Annotated in this window: 20 protein-coding genes; 10 read left to right on the top strand and 10 right to left on the bottom strand. The window is 63.6% G+C overall.

Translation table 11 applies throughout. From position 1 onward, the window contains the following. Nucleotides 1–366: hypothetical protein (locus CMI59_RS05765; protein ID WP_293325928.1), on the bottom strand; the 366-nt coding region annotated here is incomplete at its 3' end. A gap of 104 nt (nucleotides 367–470) precedes the next feature. Between CMI59_RS05765 and CMI59_RS05770 the strand changes: the two genes are divergently transcribed. After that, complete coding sequence (locus CMI59_RS05770) at nucleotides 471–1,811, top strand: DUF4147 domain-containing protein (RefSeq protein WP_293325931.1); 1,341 nt, start codon at nucleotides 471–473, stop codon at nucleotides 1,809–1,811. A gap of 20 nt (nucleotides 1,812–1,831) precedes the next feature. Next, nucleotides 1,832–3,250 (top strand): pyruvate kinase, encoded by a 1,419-nt coding sequence (gene pyk / locus CMI59_RS05775; RefSeq protein ID WP_293325934.1) that lies wholly within the window; start codon nucleotides 1,832–1,834, stop codon nucleotides 3,248–3,250. 15 nt (nucleotides 3,251–3,265) lie between these two features. On the opposite strand, the gene CMI59_RS05780 is transcribed toward pyk, so the two are convergent. From CMI59_RS05780 to ykgO, 5 genes are all read right to left on the bottom strand, one after another. Further along, nucleotides 3,266–4,300 (bottom strand): alpha/beta hydrolase, encoded by a 1,035-nt coding sequence (locus CMI59_RS05780; RefSeq protein WP_293325938.1) that lies wholly within the window; start codon nucleotides 4,298–4,300, stop codon nucleotides 3,266–3,268. 58 nt (nucleotides 4,301–4,358) lie between these two features. Next, on the bottom strand, nucleotides 4,359–4,994 hold the full coding sequence (locus tag CMI59_RS05785) for a tetratricopeptide repeat protein (RefSeq protein ID WP_293325940.1): 636 nt from the start codon (nucleotides 4,992–4,994) through the stop codon (nucleotides 4,359–4,361). Between the two features lie 54 nt (nucleotides 4,995–5,048). After that, nucleotides 5,049–6,098 carry a saccharopine dehydrogenase NADP-binding domain-containing protein gene (locus tag CMI59_RS05790; protein ID WP_293325942.1) on the bottom strand — a complete coding sequence of 350 codons (1,050 nt, stop codon included), beginning with the start codon at nucleotides 6,096–6,098 and terminating at the stop codon, nucleotides 5,049–5,051. 77 nt (nucleotides 6,099–6,175) lie between these two features. Beyond that, the gene (locus tag CMI59_RS05795) at nucleotides 6,176–6,802 is read right to left on the bottom strand and encodes an HAD family phosphatase (protein ID WP_293325945.1); all 627 of its coding nucleotides are present in this window, start codon (nucleotides 6,800–6,802) and stop codon (nucleotides 6,176–6,178) included. Nucleotides 6,803–6,932: 130 nt separating this feature from the next. After that, nucleotides 6,933–7,058 (bottom strand): type B 50S ribosomal protein L36, encoded by a 126-nt coding sequence (gene ykgO / locus CMI59_RS05800; RefSeq protein ID WP_012110943.1) that lies wholly within the window; start codon nucleotides 7,056–7,058, stop codon nucleotides 6,933–6,935. Nucleotides 7,059–7,369: 311 nt separating this feature from the next. Here ykgO and CMI59_RS05805 point away from each other — a divergent pair, with 311 nt between their 5' ends. Then, nucleotides 7,370–8,419 carry an alpha/beta hydrolase gene (locus CMI59_RS05805; RefSeq protein WP_293325948.1) on the top strand — a complete coding sequence of 350 codons (1,050 nt, stop codon included), beginning with the start codon at nucleotides 7,370–7,372 and terminating at the stop codon, nucleotides 8,417–8,419. 27 nt (nucleotides 8,420–8,446) lie between these two features. Here the strand turns inward: CMI59_RS05805 and CMI59_RS05810 are convergent, their stop codons facing one another. Further along, a complete protein-coding gene (locus CMI59_RS05810) occupies nucleotides 8,447–9,817 on the bottom strand; it encodes an MFS transporter (protein ID WP_293325951.1) in 1,371 nt (456 codons plus the stop codon). 235 nt (nucleotides 9,818–10,052) lie between these two features. On the opposite strand from CMI59_RS05810, the gene CMI59_RS05815 reads away from it, so the two are divergent. After that, on the top strand, nucleotides 10,053–11,288 hold the full coding sequence (locus CMI59_RS05815; RefSeq protein ID WP_293325954.1) for an acyl-CoA dehydrogenase family protein: 1,236 nt from the start codon (nucleotides 10,053–10,055) through the stop codon (nucleotides 11,286–11,288). 17 nt (nucleotides 11,289–11,305) lie between these two features. Here CMI59_RS05815 and CMI59_RS05820 read toward each other — a convergent pair whose 3' ends face one another. After that, entirely contained in the window at nucleotides 11,306–12,328 is a 1,023-nt protein-coding gene (locus tag CMI59_RS05820; protein ID WP_293325957.1) for a hypothetical protein, read from the bottom strand. Between the two features lie 190 nt (nucleotides 12,329–12,518). Here CMI59_RS05820 and CMI59_RS05825 point away from each other — a divergent pair, with 190 nt between their 5' ends. Then, a complete protein-coding gene (locus tag CMI59_RS05825; RefSeq protein ID WP_293325960.1) occupies nucleotides 12,519–13,190 on the top strand; it encodes a nitroreductase in 672 nt (223 codons plus the stop codon). Here the strand turns inward: CMI59_RS05825 and CMI59_RS05830 are convergent, their stop codons facing one another. After that, nucleotides 13,191–13,532 carry a hypothetical protein gene (locus tag CMI59_RS05830; protein WP_293325963.1) on the bottom strand — a complete coding sequence of 114 codons (342 nt, stop codon included), beginning with the start codon at nucleotides 13,530–13,532 and terminating at the stop codon, nucleotides 13,191–13,193. It lies immediately after the preceding gene. Nucleotides 13,533–13,683: 151 nt separating this feature from the next. Between CMI59_RS05830 and CMI59_RS05835 the strand changes: the two genes are divergently transcribed. From CMI59_RS05835 to CMI59_RS05855, 5 genes are all read left to right on the top strand, one after another. Beyond that, the gene (locus CMI59_RS05835) at nucleotides 13,684–14,094 is read left to right on the top strand and encodes a Zn-ribbon domain-containing OB-fold protein (RefSeq protein WP_293325966.1); all 411 of its coding nucleotides are present in this window, start codon (nucleotides 13,684–13,686) and stop codon (nucleotides 14,092–14,094) included. 16 nt (nucleotides 14,095–14,110) lie between these two features. Next, nucleotides 14,111–15,253: a thiolase gene (locus tag CMI59_RS05840; protein ID WP_293325969.1), complete on the top strand. Its 1,143-nt coding sequence runs from the start codon at nucleotides 14,111–14,113 to the stop codon at nucleotides 15,251–15,253. A gap of 20 nt (nucleotides 15,254–15,273) precedes the next feature. Continuing rightward, the gene (locus CMI59_RS05845) at nucleotides 15,274–15,960 is read left to right on the top strand and encodes a VOC family protein (protein WP_293325972.1); all 687 of its coding nucleotides are present in this window, start codon (nucleotides 15,274–15,276) and stop codon (nucleotides 15,958–15,960) included. A 67-nt stretch (nucleotides 15,961–16,027) separates the two neighbouring features. Next, nucleotides 16,028–16,882 carry a TauD/TfdA family dioxygenase gene (locus CMI59_RS05850; protein ID WP_293325975.1) on the top strand — a complete coding sequence of 285 codons (855 nt, stop codon included), beginning with the start codon at nucleotides 16,028–16,030 and terminating at the stop codon, nucleotides 16,880–16,882. 87 nt (nucleotides 16,883–16,969) lie between these two features. After that, entirely contained in the window at nucleotides 16,970–18,004 is a 1,035-nt protein-coding gene (locus CMI59_RS05855) for an SPASM domain-containing protein (RefSeq protein ID WP_293325978.1), read from the top strand. Here the strand turns inward: CMI59_RS05855 and CMI59_RS05860 are convergent. Beyond that, nucleotides 17,986–18,224, bottom strand: a 239-nt coding sequence (locus tag CMI59_RS05860) for an efflux RND transporter permease subunit (RefSeq protein WP_293325981.1), incomplete at its 5' end; no start/stop codon positions are given. The genes CMI59_RS05855 and CMI59_RS05860 overlap by 19 nt on opposite strands.

Consider the following 18,224-nt stretch of genomic DNA (forward strand, 5'->3'; position numbering starts at 1 on the left):
GACCACCGCCCAGTCGTCGATCCGCGCCTTGAGCACGGGCACGATCTCGGGCACTCCGTCCCCGCCGGGAAATTTCTGCAAAAGCCGCTCCGGCGCGGAGTTGGAGCCATGCGCCAGCACGATCACGCGCTCGTCGAGCCACTCTTCCTGCCCCGCCCTCTCATCGCCATAGAGCGCCGACATCAGCTCGCCCAGCGCGCCGTTTCCCGCAGGAGACCGCACCCGCGTATCGCCCAGATTGCCGAGATCGAGCGTGTCGAGCGGCAGCACCCGCCCGTCGGCCCAGACGAAGGAGCCTTGCGGTTTCTCGAACGGATAGGCGAGCGCAAAACGCACGGCTTCGCGGCGGTCGGGTGTCGGGGACAAACGGGTCTCCTCTCCTGAAACGATCTCTAACGTGACAAATCCTTGCGCGGCGCATAATACCGGATCGGCCCGTAAACGCATCGGCAGCGAATGCAGGAGACTTGATGCGCGCGCAAAACGACGAATGGCGAAAGCAGCTCACCGCCCTTTACGAGGCGGGTCTGCGCGCGGCCCTGCCTGCGCAATGCCTGCCGCCCTGCCTGCCCGCACCGCCCGAAAATCCGGGCCGGCTCGTCATCTTCGCCATCGGCAAGGCCGCCGCCTCCATGGCTGCCGCCGCGGAAGACTGGTACGACGAATACTGGCCCGGCACGCAAATCGAGGGCCTTGCCCTTACGCGCTACGGTCATGCCTGCCCTACCCATCATGTGCAAGTGAATGAAGCCGCGCATCCCGTCCCCGACGAAGCGGGGCTTGAGGGCAGCACCCGCCTGCTGGCCCTTGCCGAAAGCCTGACCGTGCAGGATCGTGCGCTGGTGCTGCTGTCGGGCGGCGGGTCCGCCCTCGCAACGCTGCCGGCGCAAGGCCTGACGCTCGCCGACAAGCAGGCCGTCACCCGAGCGCTTTTCGCAGCCGGCCTGCCCATCACCGCCATGAACGGCCTGCGCAAACATCTCTCGCGCATCAAGGGCGGGCGGCTTGCCGCTGCCATACACCCCGCGCCCTGCACGACGCTCACCATCTCCGATGTGGCAGGCGACGACCCCAGCACCATCGCCTCCGGCCCCACCGTCACCGATCCGACAACACTGGATGAAGCCCGCGCCATCCTCGCCCGGCTCGAAAAGCATCTGGATGGCGGGATCGCGGCCCGTATCGCCGCCGCGCTCGACGCGGCGGGCGAAACGCCCAAGCCCGGCGATCCCGCTTTCGCGGAAGACAGCTACCGCATCGTCGCCAGCGGCAACGCCGCCCTCAAAGCGGCAGCGACGCTCGCCCGCGAGCGGGGATACGAACCCTTGCTGCTGGGCGACGCCGTGGAGGGCGAGGCACGCGAGGTCGCCGCGAAGCACGCCGCCCTCGCCCTGAAGCTCCGAAACGAGGGCGTGCGCACGGCCATCCTGTCGGGCGGTGAAGTCTCGGTCACTTTCGGCCCCAATGCCGAACCGGGCACGCAAGGCGGTCCGAGCCAGGAATATGCGCTGGCCCTGGCGCTCGCCCTTAACGGCGCCTCCGGGATCGCCGCGCTCGCCGCCGACACCGACGGGATCGACGGCGGATCGGGCAACGCCGACGACCCGGCAGGCGCCTTTGCGCTGCCGGATACGCTTTCACGCGCCGCCAAAGCCGGGCTGGACGCTAAAAAACACCTCGACCGACATAACTCCGGCGCATTCTTCGCCAGAATAGACGATCTCTTGAAGACCGGCCCTTCGTTCACGAATGTGAATGACTTTCGGGTCATCCTTGTCGAACCGGACGAATCCCCTTCGTCTCAGGAATGAAAGCCCCTTGGAGCCCCCCCGTGACACGCAGGCGCAACGTCAAAATCATCGCAACGCTCGGCCCCTCTTCCGACAGCCCGGAGATGATCCGGGCACTCTGGGAAGCCGGCGCGGATGTCTTCCGGCTGAATATGAGCCATCTCGATCATCCGGGCCTCAAGCGCCTGCATGGCGCCATCCGGCAGGTCGAAGCGGAAGTGGGCCGCCCCATCGGCATTCTCGCCGACCTGCAGGGTCCGAAACTGCGCATCGGCGAAATGCATGACGGCGCGGCCATGCTGGAAAACGGCGACGCTTTCCGCCTCGACATGAAGAAGGAGCCCGGCACGCGCGAGCGCGCGCCCATGCCGCATCCCGAAATATTCGATGCGCTGATGGAAGGCGACGCACTGCTGCTCGATGACGGCAAGATCCGGCTGCGCGTCACGAAGAAGGGCAAGGAGTTCGTCGATACCGAAGTGCTGGTCGGCGGCCGCCTCACCAACCGCAAGGGCGTGAGCTGCCCCGACACGATCCTGCCGCTGAAGGCCCTCACCGAAAAGGACCGCCGCGATTTCGACGCAGCGCTGGATCTTGGCGTGGACTGGATCGCGCTGTCCTTCGTCCAACGCCCGGACGACATTGCCGAAGCCCGCAAGATCGCTCAGGGGCGCGCCGCCATTCTCGGCAAGATCGAGAAGCCGCAGGCGCTGAACCATCTGGAAGAAATTCTCGAAATTTCCGACGCCATCATGGTGGCGCGCGGCGATCTTGGCGTGGAGCTGCCGCTGGAGCAGGTGCCCGGCTGGCAGAAGCGCCTGACCCGCGCCGCCCGCCGCGCCGGCAAGCCGGTGGTGGTGGCGACCCAGATGCTGGAATCGATGATTTCCTCGCCCACGCCCACACGCGCCGAAGTGTCGGACGTGGCAACCGCCGTCTTCGAGGGCGCAGACGCGATCATGCTCTCGGCGGAATCGGCGGCGGGCCAGTTTCCCGTCGAAGCCGTTCACATGATGAGCCGCGTCTCGCAATCCGTCGAAGCCGATCCGACCTATCCCGGCATCATCTATGCCCAGCGCACCGAACCCGAAGCGACCGGCGCGGACGCTATCAGCGCCGCCGCGCACTCCGTGGCCGACACGCTCAATGCCGCCGCCATTGCCTGCTGGACCAATTCAGGCTCCACGGGCCTGCGCGCCGCGCGCGAGCGGCCCCTGATCCCGATCCTCGTGCTGACCCCCATACGGGAGACCGCGCGCCGCCTCACCCTTGTCTGGGGCCTTCACTGCGTGCTGACGGCGGATGCGAAAGATCTCGACGACATGGTGGAACGCGCCTGCGGCATCGCGCTTGAGGAAAGTCTCGCCCAGCCCGGCGAGCGCATTGTCATCACCGCGGGCGTACCACTCGGCACACCCGGCGCGACGAACATGCTGCGGATCGCCTTCGTGGATCGCTAGACGCCGGATCCCCGGTCAGTCTGCCGCTTCACGGATTTCGACGCTTTCATCCGGCTGCACCGTGACCTCGCCTCGACGCGGGGCTTGCCCGCGCGCGAGCCTCAGCGCCGCATCGGCGACAATCTCGCGCCGCTCGTAATGGGGCATATGCCCCACGCCCTTGAGTTTGACGAGTTCCGAGCCCTTCACAGCATTGTGGAAGGCATAGGAATGAATTTTCGGCGATACCGTGAAATCCGCATTACCGGTGACGACGATGACCGGCGCCGAGATCTCGTCATAGCGTGCGCTCTGCGCCGCGAGATTTTCCTTCAGGTTCCGGACGTCCTCGCTGTTCGCACCGAATTCCCTGGCCCGAAAGATCATCGGCAGACCGATGGCTTCCGCATATCCGTCGGGCGCATCATTGGGTTTGAACGTCGCCATGACACCGGCGGGCGCGAGCAATTGCGCGGCAGGCGTCATCAGGGTGCGCAGAAACAGGCTCCCGACCAGCGGCGTCGCAATCACATCGTGATACCAGGCGATACCGCCCGGCCAGGGATAAAGCGCGCCCGAAAGCGGCACGACACCGGCAATCTCGTCGCCGAATTCGACCGCATAGGCGGCTGCCACCGCGCCGCCCCAGCTATGACCGAGAATGACGGGCCGCTCGATCCCGAGATCGCGCACGGCCTGACGGATAATCCGCGCCTGAGCGGCGGGGCTTGCCATATCCGCCCCGCGCCCGCTCCGGCCCCGTTCGCTCCAACCATGGCCCGGCCGGTCGAAGGCGAGAACGCATGTCTCGGCGGCCAGCACATCGCCCAGCGCATTCATCATGTCGCGCAGATTGCCGCTCGCGCCATGAATGAGCACCACCGGCGCAACACCGTCCTGCAAGGCCCCGCGTTTTTGATAGTGAAGCCGGATCCCCTCGACCTCCACAAACGCGCCGACCGGCGGATAGCGCCGCTCGATCCGCCAGCTCGTCCAGGCGGAATAGGTCCAAAAACCGACAAGAAGAAGGAGGAAGGCCCCCGCCACATAAAAGATCATCTCTGTCACCATGAAAACGATACGCCCGAAAGGCGGTTCCGGATCGGCATGACGCCGGTGCCAGCCGTCGTCAGATTCCCCGGCCTTCCACCTCCGGCTTCAGATGCCTGATGCGCGCCGGGACCCCTTCGAGCCAGGGGTCGAGCTCCAGCGCCCGGCGATAGGCATCGAGCGCGCCTTTCTTGTCTCCCAGATCTTCCAGAATGACGGCAAGCCCCGCCAGCGCCTCGAAATGGCGCGGCTCCAGCCGCAGCACATGCTCCAGATCGGCCAGCGCGGCGGAATAATCGTTGAGGAGGAAATGCACGGCCGAGCGCTTGTTCCAGCCTTCCGAATAATGCGGCGCGAGCGACACCACCTCATCGAAATAGAAGAGCGCGTCCTCATAGTCCTTGGCCGCCAGAGCCTTCAGGCCATGCGACATGAGAAGCCCGACGCTGGCGCTACCCGACGCCATCCAGACTTTCCGGATAGCGCCTTCCAGACCTTCGGCGGCCTCCCGGCTCTTGGCGGCTTTCAGCTGAGCGAAAAGCATGTCCAGCACCTGCTCGCGCGACCGGCGCTCAGGCGTCTGCTCAGAGGCTGGAGGCCCTGCCTCTTTCGCCTGCGGCGCCGCCCCTGCTCGCACGGAAGAGGGCGCCGAGGCGAGGCCGGCAACGAGAAGGAAGGCCAGAAGACCGGAAATGGGGCTGCGCAATGAGGCCATGACGCATGATAGGCGGCCTTGCGCGCACCCGCCAATCCGAAGATCGCGCGGCGCTCAGAGGTCCTGGCGCGACGTATCGGGAAATTCGAGGATGAAATCCGGCCCGAAAACCGCGGACGGCGTCTGGAACCCGGCCCTGCCTTCATCGTTCAGCACACGCGCGACGATTTCAAGCGAGGTCATGGCGGTCAGCCGGTAGCCTTCCGGCGTCGTCAGCCGCGACGATACCGTCTCGCCCTTTTCGTTCGACGCCTCGCCGTAAAGCTCCATCCGGCCCGTCTCGCGCGCCACCTCGTCGGGGCCTTCCGGCTCCTGATCGATCCGGCGCTTGAGCATGCGCTGCATCGGCCCGAGGCTGAGGACCCAGCGCATCAGACCGCCCATGCCGGCCATCTGCTTCATCTGCGCATTGGCTTCGAAATAGACGGAGATATTGGGAATGCCGGTCGAGTGATAGGCCGTCGCGACATCGCCCCAGCCCACGGCGACCGATTCGACCAGCCCCTTGCCGAAATCGATCTCGCGGGCGAGCGCGCCCCGGGCCCGCACGATCCGCCCATCCTTGCGGATACGCGTGCCCTGCCCGATGCTTTCGATACCCGTCTTGGCCGTCCCGCGCGACATGCCGCCAAAGCCCGAAATGCCGAGCACAAGCTCGGTCGCATCCGGCATCCGCGCCTTCATATGCGCGGCCAGGCAATCGGACGGCACCACATCGAAACCGGTGCCGGGCATGACCATGATGCCCGCTTCCTTCGCCTTGGCATCCATCGAGGCGCAATATTCGAAGACGTCGATCTCGCCGGTAATGTCGAAATAATGCGTGCCCGTCTTAATGCAGGCATCGAGCATCGGCTTGCAGGTCTGGGAAAACGGCCCGGCGATATTGAGCACGGCATCCACTTGCGAAAGCCCTGCCTCCAGCGCTTCCGGCTCGTCGAGCGAAATCGCCTGATAGTCGAAGGAGTGCTGCGCGGCGATGCCCTTCAATCGCGCCTCGTTACGGCCCGCCAGCAGAGGGCTCATACCCGCCTGTTTCGCGGCCTTGGAGACAAGCTTCCCCGTATAGCCCGTGGCACCGTAGATCATGAAGCGTTTGGCCATCTGGCTTTCCCCTGTCTCGTCTGGTGGTTTCCGAGCGCGCGACTGCCTCTTCCAACTATACCGTCAGACCCCGCCGGTCAAAGAAGGCCGAGATCCTCAAGCTCCCGCCGCAGCGCATCCGCATTCGTGAATTGAATGCCGTGAACCCCGAGTTCGTTGGCTGCGGCCACATTCTCCGGCAAATCGTCCACGAAAACAGCCTCATCGCTTCTCAACCCGAATTTCTCCAGCGCATGGGCGTAAATTTCCGCATCGGGCTTGCGCATCCGCACCTGCCCGGAGACCACAATGTCGCTGAACTTGCCCAGAAAGCCATAGGCATCGGGGTTTCCCACCCCCTCGATCCGATGGGGCGGCCAGACCTGATGGGGCCAATTGGTGAGCCCGTAAAGCGGCACCCCCTTCCCATGCAGCGCATCGAGGATCTCGATGCTTTCCGGCATCGGCCCGCCGAGAAAGCGATGCCATTCCAGCTCATAGACCTCGATCAGATGTCGCATCTCGGGATGCTCTGCCTTGAGCGGCGCAAGGCACGCGCTCATCGACCGCGGGTCGTCATGAACCGCGTTATACATCTTGGGGAAAAAGCGGCTGAGAAAGGCGACGCGGTCGCCTGCATCCGGCAGATGCTGCCGGTAGGCCTCATGCGGATCCCAATCGATCAGCACATTGCCCATATCGAATATGACGGCGCGGCGCGTCATGTCCCCCCAGCCCTCCCCTTCGGCGTCAACCGGCCAACAAACAAAAAGGCCGCGTCCGGAAACGCGGCCTTGTAACTCATTGTCGGCATGCCTGCGGCACACCCTGCCATCCGGCGCAGCCCAGGTTCAATTAACCTTGGCGGGCTTTGAAACGGCGGTTGGTCTTGTTGATGATGTATACGCGGCCTTTACGGCGGACCAGACGGTTGTCGCGGTGCCGGTTGCGCAGCGAACGCAGCGAATTGCGAATCTTCATGTCTCAACCTCAAAATGGGGCCGTCTGCCGGTGCCCGGGCCGCGCTGGCTCTATACCGCTGCCGCCCATGGCCCGCTATCGGACCGTCTTGTCGATGAATTGGCGCGGAAACTAGAGGGGCGGACCCGCTCTGTCAACCGGAAGAATCCCCTATTCCTCCCGCATTTCCCGGGCTCATGGCCCCTTTGGGGACGATCTGACCGCCTCGGCTTTTCACCATCGCGGATTCGGGCTAAACCGGAGCCAACTCGAAAATGGCGCGGGCGTCACCTTCGGCCCCGGCGCGACGGAATTAGTATTGGATCTGTATCATGGCTTACGACGAAGCTCAGAGCTCCGCCGAGGCGGCGCACGCGGCGGAAGCAGCCCGCAAGCTGCAGGAAGAATGGGAAAATCGCGGGCCCACGCCCCCGCATATCCCGGACGAAGACATCATTCGCCACCGCCCCCAATGGTTCAAGGAGGCGCTCGACGCCCCGCGCACCGAGCACTGGCTGGAAGTCGACGGTGCGAAGATCCATTACTATCGCTGGGGCAATGACGACCCCAAGCGCCCGGGTGTCCTGTTCGTCCATGGCAATGGCGCGCACGCCAACTGGTTCCACTTCATCGCGCCGCTGATCTCCGACCGATACAACGTCGCCTCGATGGATCTGGCGGGCATGGGCGACAGCGAATGGCGCGAGAGCTATACGCGCGAAAGCTTCGCACGGGGCATCGGCGAGGTGGCGCTCGCCGCCGGGCTTGGCCCCAAGCCGGTTATCTGCGGCCATTCCTTCGGCGGTTTCGTCACCCTCATCGCGGGCAAGCATTACGGCGACAAGCTGGGCGGCCTGATTCTGGCCGACTTCACCGTGCGCCCCAAGGAAGATGCGCATGAATGGTTCACCCGGGACGGCAACCAGCGCCGCCCGACCCGCATCTATCCCGACTTCGAAAGCGCGGTGGCCCGCTTCCGCCTCGCACCGCTTCAGGTCTGCGCGAACCAGTTCATCATCGACTACATCGCGCCGCTGAGCCTGCGCGAGGTGAAGAAGGGCGAAAACCCCGGCCGTGCACCGTCCGACGAAACCGGCTGGACATGGAAGTTCGACGGCCCCGCCTTCAACGGCCTCAAGATGGGCGACGACCATGCCGAGATCTATGCGGGCCTGCCCTGCAAGGCGGCGTCCTTCTTCGGTCAGTACAGCAAGGATTACGAGCCGGAGCGGCTGGATTTCATTCGCGGGCTTCGTCCGGGCAGCCCCGTCTTCACCATCGCCGGCGCCCAGCACCACATCATGCTGGACCAGCCCCATGCCTTCTCGGCTGCTGTCGCATCCTTGATGGGCCAGTGGGAAGCCGACGGCGCCCTCGGCTAGAGCGCTTCGGCAGGAAGGCGTCGGCCCTTAGTGGTAGCCGATGCCTTCTTCTTCATCCTCGAAATCATCCGCCCGCTGATCGAGATCCTTCATCAGCGGGTGGAAGACGGCAAAGCCGAGAATGATGACCATCAGCACGCCGCACATGATGAAGGGTGCGAAATGGTGCCAATGGTAGAGCGGTATGCCGACAAAGGGGTGGATGACATGGCCCGTCGCCGCGGTAGAGCCGATAATGCCGGCGATGGCGCCCTGCTCCTTGGGTGAGACGGAGAGCGCCCCGCCTGCCTGAAGCCCCGGCCGCAGGAGCCCGAAGGCAAGGCCCGCAAGCCCCATACCGATCACGAGAACGCCGAGAGAATTGGCGATCACCAGCATCGCCGATGCAAGGATCATCGTCACCGCCCCCCAGCGCAGCAGAAACTGCACCGACAGGTTGAAGCGCTGGATAAGGCCGATCTGCGCCATGATGGTCGACAGCGCCATCACGAGAAGCCCGATCGAAATCGCCTGCGTCGCCGCCTCCGCTTCCAGATGCAGCACATCCATGAAATAGAACGCGGCAAGCTGCATGGTCGTGGACTGGCAAAGGCTCAACAGCACGCCCACGACGACCCAGGGCAGCACATTGGGCGACATCAGGTTGAGCTTCACCCCGGCGCGCTTTTCGGCAACGGAGCTTTTGGGCGCCGTGCGTTCCGGCAGCAGGAACCAGATCATCAGCGCCGACAGGAAGGCCAGCACAGCCACCGCGAAGAACGGCGCGAGAATGTGGATTTCCGAAAAAGCCGCCGCGACGCCCGGTCCCACAACCGTGCCGATACCGAAGGCGGCGCCGATGCCCGCGACGCCCGAGGCGCGCTCGGCCCGCGTCGTCCGGTCGGCGACATAGGCCTGGGCGGCGGGCATGGTGCCCGAGCCGAAGGTGCCGAAGATCGCCCGCGTTCCCATCAGCAGCGGAAACAGGAAGGCCAAAGGCACCATGCCCCAAAGCCCGAAAAGCACGGCGAAGGCAAACAGCGTGGTCGAGACGGCAAACCCTAAAAGACCGATCAGGATGACGGGCTTTCGGCCCATCACATCGCTGCGCCGTCCCCAGAAGGCGCTGGTCATCACCCAGAGCAGGGCCGAGAGCGAATAGATCATCGTCGTCTCGAACTCGCCCATGCCGAGCTTGCGCGTGATCGGCGGCAGCACGGCGAAAACGAGCGTCTGCCCCATGCCGACGGCAAGCAGACACATGAAGAGGATCACGAAGGCGCGCTTGCGCTCTTCCGGCGTCGTCTTGCCGACAAGAATTTCGGCCGCCTGCTTGGCCCGCTCGGCAAGTCCCGGCGCCGCGTTTTCCTGCGCGTCCGGGGTCTCCCGATCCTTCGGCTTTTCCTCTAGCTCGGACATTTCCAACCGCCCTGAATCAATAAAGCGCCTCTTTGACACGGGCGCTTGTCATCCATTTACGCCTTTTTATGCCCCTCGCCAATGGCGAGACGCTTTCCACATCCCGCAGGCGTTGAACCGAATGCGCTGCGACTGCCGCAGCGGCACGCTGCATCCACCCCGTCCCGTTTGACTCGCGCAAAAGCCCGTCGCCTACTCTGCCGCAACAGCTATTGAGTTTCGGGAGGAAAAGGCGATGGAACTCGCTTACGCAAAAGAGGACGCACAATTCCGCGACGAGGTGCGGGGCTTTCTCGACGAGAAACTGACGCCGGAGCTGCGCCGCCGCGGCAAGCTGATGACCAGTGTCTATGCCGATCATGAAACCACGATGGAATGGCATAGAACGCTGTTCGAAAAGGGCTGGGTCGCGCCTGCCTGGCCGGTGGAGCATGGCGGCTGCGACTGGTCCGTCGTGCAGCATTACATCTTCGCCAGCGAATTTGCCGCCGCCGGCGCCCCGCCGCTTTCGCCCATGGGCGTGGGCATGTGCGGCCCCGTGCTCATCGGCTATGGCACGCAGGAACAAAAAGACTTCTACCTGCCGCGCATTCTGAACGGTGAGGATTTCTGGTGTCAGGGCTATTCGGAACCGGGGTCGGGCTCCGATCTGGCGAGCCTGCAAATGAGCGCCGTCGAGGATGGCGACGAATATCTCTGCAACGGCCAGAAGATCTGGACCACGCATGGTCAATACGCCAACCGCATCTTCTGCCTGGTGCGGACTTCGAAGGAAGACATTCCCCAGCGCGGCATCACCTTCCTGCTGATGGACATGGATACGCCCGGCATCGAGGTGAAACCGCTCATCATGCTGACGGGGGAACACGTTCAGAACGAGATCTTCTTCACCAATGCCCGCGCGCCGAAAAGGAATGTCGTCGGCAAGGTCGGCGATGGATGGACGGTCGCGAAATACCTGCTGCAATTCGAACGCGGCGGACACGCCTATGCGCCGGGGCTGCATACAAGGCTCGAACGCATCCGCATGATCGCGGGCGAAGAACTTTCAGGCACGGGCGACAGGCTGATCGACGATACGGCCTTCGCAGAAAAACTGGCGCAAGCCTGGTCTGAAATCACCGCGCTCGAATTCACCGAACACCGCATCATGTCGAAACTCAGCCATGGCGAGGCGCCGGGCGCGGAAAGCTCCATGCTGAAAACGCGCGGCACCGAACTGAGCCAGCGCCTGACCGAGATCGCGCTGGAAGCAGTCGCCTATTACGCCGTTCCCTTCCAGCCCCACGCCACCTGCCCCGGCGGCCCGGTGCCGGGCCATGAAGCGCCGGAAGGACGTCAGGCGCATGTCGGCCCCGACTATGCCCTGCCTGTAGCGCCCAAATATCTCAACGACCGGGCGGGCTCCATCTATGCGGGCTCGAACGAGATCCAGCGCAATATCATGTCGAAGGCTGTACTCGGATTGTGAGCCTTGGGGGCGACGCGCTAGAGGAAAGCATCCACCAGCTTTTCCACCAATGCGCCGCCGACCCATGAGAAGACCGGAATGCCGAGATAAAGAGCGAAGCGGCTGGCCGTGCCGAAATCGACCGGCCATTCGCGCACCTGATCGATACGATTTTCAAAGGCGATGAGGCCGGGAAGCCGGGCGATGGCCTGCATGCCGCGCTCGTCACGGTCGAGCGCCAGGTCGCGTTCTTCCCGGATCGCCGCCCGCAGCGTGTCGAGTTCTTCCTTCTTGGTACGAACGATATGCTGATGAACCCGGATCAAGGGGGGCATCAGCACGCCGACCGCGATGACGCAAATGCCGAGGAAAAGCGGCTCGAGCGCGGTGCGCTCGATCCCCGCGCTCAGAAAAAACAGCGAGCCCAGCGTCGCGCCGACGATCCACACCACCGATCGCCGCATCGCAATTCGCGTCAGCGGCGCCAGCCTGTCTATATCCAGAAGGTCGATCCGCAGATATTGCCGCTGCAACCGGCGCAGAAACACGCCTTCCGAAATACTAAAGAAAAGTCCCTGGCCCAGAATGTAGAAAAGCACAGGCCCCATGACGAGAAACCAAAGCGACACGAAAGCAACCGCCCCCTCGATGGGAGCCGGCCCCATGGGCAGAAGAAAGCGGAGGTGAAGAACATCGACGAGCCCCGGCACGGTGACGAGCATGACGAAGATGCCCAGCACCATGCCCGCATAGCCTGCCATGCGGCCGTACTGGAGTTGCGGACGGCCCGGAGACCGCCAGGTGGCGAGAAGGTCATGAGCCTTTTCGTCCAGCACGGGCAACAGGCGCACCATGTCTTCCCAGTCGCGCAGGATGGAAAAGGACGTGACCGAAAGCGTGTATCCACCGAGCAACGAGACGACGAACGCGGCCCAGGAAAAAGGATCGAGACCGAAAACGCTCCCCGACCAGGCGCCGCGCTCCATCGTCTCGTAATTGCCCAGAAGCCAGGCCGGCAGATAGAAGCTCGCCATCAGGATGAGAGGAACGCTCGCTGCCACCACCGCCGGGCGCCCGCCCAGCCGCCAGACAATCCACTGGTCCCATGTGCCGACAATCTGGCGTTCGATACGCGTCGGCGCAGTAGTTCTGAAAATCCCGGCCTCCCTCGTCTCAGCCCGTTTATTTGACCGACTATGCCGCCTCGCTAAACTCGCGCCAATCGAAATCCGCATCCAGTGAGGCAGCTTCATGCATATCGACGACACCATCCGGTCGCGCAAATCCGTTCGCGCCTTCAGGCCCGATCCCGTGCCGCGCGACCTGATGGAGGAAATTCTCGAACTCGCCTCACGCGCGCCCTCCGGCACCAATATCCAGCCCTGGAAAGTGCATGTGGTCGCGGGCGAGATGCGCGATCGCCTCGTCGCCGAGGTGATGGCTCATCGCGAGAACGATCCTCAGGACGCAAAGGCGGAATTTCCGCGTACCTCCAAGCGCAAGGAGCCCTATACCGGTCGCTTGCGCACGCTGGGCAAGGAAATGTACGGCCTGCTCGGCATCCCGAAAGGCGACAAGGCGGCGAACTGGCGCCAATGGGGCCGCAATTACGAATTCTTCGACGCGCCCGTCGGGCTCATCTTCACCATCGACAAGGATCTCGATGCGATGAGCTTTATCGATATCGGCATCTTCATGCAGACGCTGATGCTCGCTGCGAAAGCGCGCGGCCTCGACACATGCTCGCAAGGGGCGTGGAACAATTTCTGGTCCGTCACCCGCCGGGTGCTGGATGTGCCGGACGACGAATACATCATCGCCGGCATGTCGCTGGGCTATGCGGATGAAACGCAGCCCGTGAACACGCTGGTTGCCGAACGCGAACCGCTCGACAGTTTCGCGACATTTCACGGTTTCGACTGATCAGCGATTAAGACCTTCGATGGTGCGACCCGGCGACTGCGAAATGCCCTTGCTTGCGGGCTTCATCGCTTTCGAGCCGAGAGTGCTGCCCATTGCGCCACCATTTCCCGCTTGGCCGAGCGACGGCACGTTCAAGACGAAAATCGCAGGGCCATTGGCGCCGGCAAAAAGCGGGACCGGATCAGCCAAGCCGCCTGAAACACCTGCCGTTGCCACCTGGCCGCCAAGACCGATCAGTGCTGTCCCGTCGGCAGGCCCAAGCGCATCCGCAGCATGAGCCGAGGCGCCGACCAGCGACGCCGCCACGATTGAAAGGCTCAAAAAGCGGGCATTGATTTTCATACCATCAATATATGTGCCCGGGACAAATGTTCAATCCGGGCGAACGCCTGTTCATCCGAGTCGCTTGCCAAGTCCCCCCGCCCCGCTATCCTTCCGCATCCGAATTTCCGGCATTCAAAGAACCGGAATCACATATGTCAGGGAGGTCCTCATGGCGGACTACAAACGCCCCTTGCCCCAGCCCACGCCGGAAACGCAGCATTTCTGGGATGGCTGCCGGGACGGCGAAATCAGGCTGCAACGCTGCAAAACCTGCAATCACACCTATTTCCCGCCCCGCGACTTCTGCCCGGCCTGTTCGGCGCGCGAGGTAGAAGTGGTCAAGGCGAGCGGCAAGGCAACGCTCTACAGCTACGTCATCAACCATCGTCCCCGTCCCGATTTCGGCGAAGAGCCCCATTCCATCGCTGTCGTGCAGCTGGAAGAAGGCCCGCGCATGATGACCAACATCGTGGACTGCCCTCAGACGCCCGAAGCGCTTGAGCTCGACATGCCCCTCGAAGTCACATTCGAAAAGGCGACGGACGAGATCAGCCTGCCCAAATTCCGGCCGGCGAAGTGAAGCAAGGGGACGAGAGATGAAACAGAAATCAGTCGCCGTCGTCGGCGCCGCCGAAACGACGCAGATGGGCAAGATCCCGAACCAGTCGCAGCTCGCGCTCCATGCCGACGCCGCGCTCAACGCAATGGCCGATGCCGGTCTCACCGCCAAGGATATCGACGGCGTGGCGACAGCGGGCGACAGCCCCGTCGAGACCGCGCATTATCTCGGCATCACGCCGACATGGGTGGACGGCACCTCGGTGGGCGGATGTTCCTTCATGCTGCATGTCCGCCACGCGGCGGCCGCCATCAATGAAGGCCTGTGCAACACGGTCCTCATCACCCATGCGGAATCGGGACGTTCGCGCGTCGGCGCGCGGCGCTTCAGCCGCGATCCGCAGAGCCAGCAGGGTCAGTTCGAAGTTCCCTATGGCATCACGAACCCGCCGAGCATGTTCACCATTCCCGCCCTGCGCTACATGAAGACCTATGGCGTGACCGAGGAAGACGTGGCCATGGTCGCCGTGATCCAGCGCGAATGGGCCGCGAAAAACCCGCGCGCCAGCTTCCGCGATCTCATCACCGTCGACGATGTGCTGAACTCGCGCATGATCTCCTGGCCGTTCCGGCTGCTGATGTGCTGCCTCGTCACCGATGGCGGCGGTGCGCTCATCCTCACCAGTGCCGAGCGCGCAAAGGACTTCCCGCAAAAGCCCGTCTACATTCTCGGCACGGGCGAAAGCGTGGAAACGCCCATGGTCAGCCAGATGGAAGACTTCACCACGTCGAAGGCCTTCCGCGTCTCGGGCAAGAAAGCCTTCGACGAAGCGGGCATCAAGCATTCCGATGTCGATCACCTGATGATCTATGACGCCTTCGCGCATCTGCCGATCTACGGGCTTGAAGACCTCGGCTTTTGCGAGCGTGGCGAAGGCGCGGCCTTCATCCGCGAACGCAACACGGCGCCCGGCGGCAAGCTGCCGCTCAACACCAATGGCGGCGGCCTCTCCTACATGCATTCGGGCATGTATGGCATGTATGCGCTTCAGGAAAGCGTGCGGCAGATGCGTGGCATTGCGCCCGCCCAGGTGCCGGATGCGAAGATTTCCATCGCGCATGGCGTGGGCGGCATGTTCGCCTCGTCGGGCACGATCGTCTTCTCCAACGAAGCGCCTTAAGAAAAGCAGGAGAGCCCGGCATGCATCTCGCAAAACCCCGCATCGATGTCGGGCTCTTCACCAACTCGCTCGAGCCCATGCTCGACTTCTGGCAGAACAAGGTCGGCCTGAAACTCGATCACGTCCTGCCGCTGGGCGGCGGCAAACGCCAGCACCGCCACGACCTCGCGGGCTCGGTTCTGAAGATCAACCATGCCCGCGATCCGCTGCCCAATGCGCCGCCCTCGGGCTACCGCGAATTGCTGATCGCACGGACAGGTATCAACAAGCCTGAAGCCCTCACCGATCCCGACGGCAACCGCGTCACGCTGGTGCCGGAAGGCTATCTGGGCATCACGCGCATTGGTGTCCGTCTCGGCGTGCGCGACCTTGCCGCCCATCGCGACTTCTATGGCCGCGTGCTGGAGCTTGAGGAAATCCCCGTTGAAAGCGGCATCGCCTTTCGTTGCGGCGACAGCATGATCCTGGCGGAGGAAGACCCGGACGCCCCCGCCGACGCCGCCATGGATGGGCCGGGCTGGCGCTATATCACCGTGCAGATCTTCAAGGTCGATGAGGAACATGCCGCGATCCTCGCCCGGGGCGGCGCAGAAGGCGCAGCGCCGCGCACATTGGGCGAAACGGCGCGCATTTCCTTCATCCGCGATCCCGACGGCAACTGGATCGAGATGTCCCAGCGCGCCTCGCTGACCGGCTCTCTCGACTGACGGCGCACATCGGCTAGACTGCTCTCCTCAAACCCCGGCACAAGACCGGAGAGGCGAGGAGGAGACCATGAGCGCCAAAAGCTACAAGACCATCGAGGTAAACCCCATCGCCGGTGCGCTCGGCGCGGAGATCGAGGGCGCGGACCTGTCCGCCGATCTTTCCAACGAACAGTTCGACGACATCCACCAGGCCTTTCTGGATCATCTGGTGATCTTCTTCCGCGACCAGAAGCTGACGCCCGAAAAGCACAAGGAATTCGGCCGCCGTTTCGGCACGCTCAACATCCATCCTTATGTGAAGGGCATGGAAGGGCATCCGGAAATCATGCGCATCGTGAAGGAGCCGGAAGACAGGCTGAATTTCGGCGGCGGCTGGCATTCCGACATGTCGTTTCTGGAAGAACCGGCGCTCGGCTCCATCCTTTACGCCAAGGACGTGCCCCCTTATGGCGGCGACACGCTCTGGGCGAACCAGTATCTCGCCTATGAAACGCTGTCGGACGGCATGAAGAAGACGCTGGAGGGCCTGAAAGCCGTCCATACCGCCAAGGCGGAATACGGGCGCGAAGGCCATTCCGCACAAAAGCGCAAGGGCATGGAGGTCAACCGGGCCGAGGGTGACGTGCCTGCCTATGAGCACCCCGTGGTGCGCACTCATCCGGAAACGGGGCGCAAGGGGCTTTATGTGAACCCCGCCTTCACCGAGCGCTTCGTCGGCTGGACGCGGCGCGAAAGCCAGCCGCTCCTGCAGTTCCTCTATGAGCACTGCACGCAGGAACCCTTCACCTGCCGTTTTCGCTGGACGAAAGGCGCGCTCGCCTTCTGGGACAATCGCTGCACGCAGCATTTCGCGCTCAACGACTATCACGGCCACCGCCGCGAGATGGAGCGCGTCACGGTGAACGGCGACCGGCCGGTCTGAGGGCTCGGCACCGTTCTCACGCTCATGTGATCCGCACACGCCCTCCGGTTCGTTATTCTCCTGCGGGAAACGAAAGAAAGGCGCACCGTGGAATCGATCTACTACGCCCTGACATGGGCCTGCCATCGCCGCTGCAAGCACTGCTACGACACGCGCTTCCGCCCTTACGTCCGCGACTACCTCGCCGCGGTCATGGCCGAGGGCGAGGCGAGCTTCCGCAAGATCGTCGCCAACCTGCCCGACAGCATGATCTACAAGGATCCCGCCCGGCCGGACGCCGACGGAAACCCGTCGGAACGGGTAGGCCGGATCATTATTTCAGGCGGCGAAGTGATGATCGACCCGGTGCGCGAAACGCTCTTCTATCCCGCGCTCGACGCACTGACCGAAAAATACGGAAAAAACGGCGTCCGCCTCTCCATGCAGACAACGGGCGATATCCTGACACCGCGAATGCTGGACGAATTGCGCGAGCACAATATCTGGACCGTCGCCATCGCCAGCATGGACGACTTCCATGTCGGCATGGAGGGCGCAAAGCGCGAGGCCTTCCAGGAAAAGCTGACGGAGATGTTTCTGGCAGCCGGCTTCGAACCCGCCCCGAAAGACGGCGAAGCCAAAGGCCCCAGCTTCCTGTTCTTCGGCGCCCAGCCCGGCCAGTGGATCGAGGAATTATGGCCGCGCGGCCGCGCCTGGGAGAACGGCCTTTCCACCGCCGGCATGGAAACCGATTTCTGCGCCCGCTGGTCCGGCGCCAGGAATTTCCTGAACCATGGTTTTGCCGGATCGGAAGTCGCCATCGAACCCAATGGCGATGTCTATCCCTGCTGCCTGAAAACGAAACTGCCGATCGGCAATCTGACGGAAGAACGCCTGACCGACATTCTCGACAGCCTCAAAGGCCACCCCGTCTTCGAGGCGCTCAATCAGGGCGATCCGCTGCGCATGGGCGAAAGCATGGGCTGGACCGAAACGCGCATGCGAGCGGAGTCGCACACCACCACGCCGCAGGGATTGCCTTACGCAAATCCCTGTATCGGCTGCGACCGCTTCCACGAGGAAATGCTGGGTCCCGTTATTCGCGAATTGCGCGAGGCGCGGCGTCAGGCCTCGATAGCCTGACCGTCTCGCGCGTCGCGGCGCTTCTCCCGCCATGAAACGACAATGAGATAGACCGTCGGGACCACGAAGAGCGTCAGCAGCGTGCCGAAGCTCATCCCGCCGACGATCACGACGCCGATGGCCTGGCGGCTTTCCGCGCCCGCGCCGCTTGCCAGCGCCAGCGGCATCGACCCCAGCACCATCGCGCCCGTCGTCATCAGGATCGGACGCAGCCGAAGCC

This window comes from Parvibaculum sp. (assembly GCF_002684405.1).
Classification (GTDB): Bacteria; Pseudomonadota; Alphaproteobacteria; order Parvibaculales; family Parvibaculaceae; genus Parvibaculum.

What these genes read in the sequence shown, in the direction of transcription:
- CMI59_RS05770 (WP_293325931.1), top strand. Translation starts at nt 471, where the DNA reads ATGCGCGCGCAAAACGACGAATGGCGAAAGCAGCTCACCGCCCTTTAC.
- CMI59_RS05780 (WP_293325938.1), bottom strand. Translation starts at nt 4,300, where the DNA reads ATGGTGACAGAGATGATCTTTTATGTGGCGGGGGCCTTCCTCCTTCTT.
- CMI59_RS05785 (WP_293325940.1), bottom strand. Translation starts at nt 4,994, where the DNA reads ATGGCCTCATTGCGCAGCCCCATTTCCGGTCTTCTGGCCTTCCTTCTC.
- CMI59_RS05790 (WP_293325942.1), bottom strand. Translation starts at nt 6,098, where the DNA reads ATGGCCAAACGCTTCATGATCTACGGTGCCACGGGCTATACGGGGAAG.
- CMI59_RS05795 (WP_293325945.1), bottom strand. Translation starts at nt 6,802, where the DNA reads ATGACGCGCCGCGCCGTCATATTCGATATGGGCAATGTGCTGATCGAT.
- ykgO (WP_012110943.1), bottom strand. Translation starts at nt 7,058, where the DNA reads ATGAAGATTCGCAATTCGCTGCGTTCGCTGCGCAACCGGCACCGCGAC.
- CMI59_RS05805 (WP_293325948.1), top strand. Translation starts at nt 7,370, where the DNA reads ATGGCTTACGACGAAGCTCAGAGCTCCGCCGAGGCGGCGCACGCGGCG.
- CMI59_RS05810 (WP_293325951.1), bottom strand. Translation starts at nt 9,817, where the DNA reads ATGTCCGAGCTAGAGGAAAAGCCGAAGGATCGGGAGACCCCGGACGCG.
- CMI59_RS05815 (WP_293325954.1), top strand. Translation starts at nt 10,053, where the DNA reads ATGGAACTCGCTTACGCAAAAGAGGACGCACAATTCCGCGACGAGGTG.
- CMI59_RS05825 (WP_293325960.1), top strand. Translation starts at nt 12,519, where the DNA reads ATGCATATCGACGACACCATCCGGTCGCGCAAATCCGTTCGCGCCTTC.
- CMI59_RS05830 (WP_293325963.1), bottom strand. Translation starts at nt 13,532, where the DNA reads ATGAAAATCAATGCCCGCTTTTTGAGCCTTTCAATCGTGGCGGCGTCG.
- CMI59_RS05835 (WP_293325966.1), top strand. Translation starts at nt 13,684, where the DNA reads ATGGCGGACTACAAACGCCCCTTGCCCCAGCCCACGCCGGAAACGCAG.
- CMI59_RS05840 (WP_293325969.1), top strand. Translation starts at nt 14,111, where the DNA reads ATGAAACAGAAATCAGTCGCCGTCGTCGGCGCCGCCGAAACGACGCAG.
- CMI59_RS05845 (WP_293325972.1), top strand. Translation starts at nt 15,274, where the DNA reads ATGCATCTCGCAAAACCCCGCATCGATGTCGGGCTCTTCACCAACTCG.
- CMI59_RS05850 (WP_293325975.1), top strand. Translation starts at nt 16,028, where the DNA reads ATGAGCGCCAAAAGCTACAAGACCATCGAGGTAAACCCCATCGCCGGT.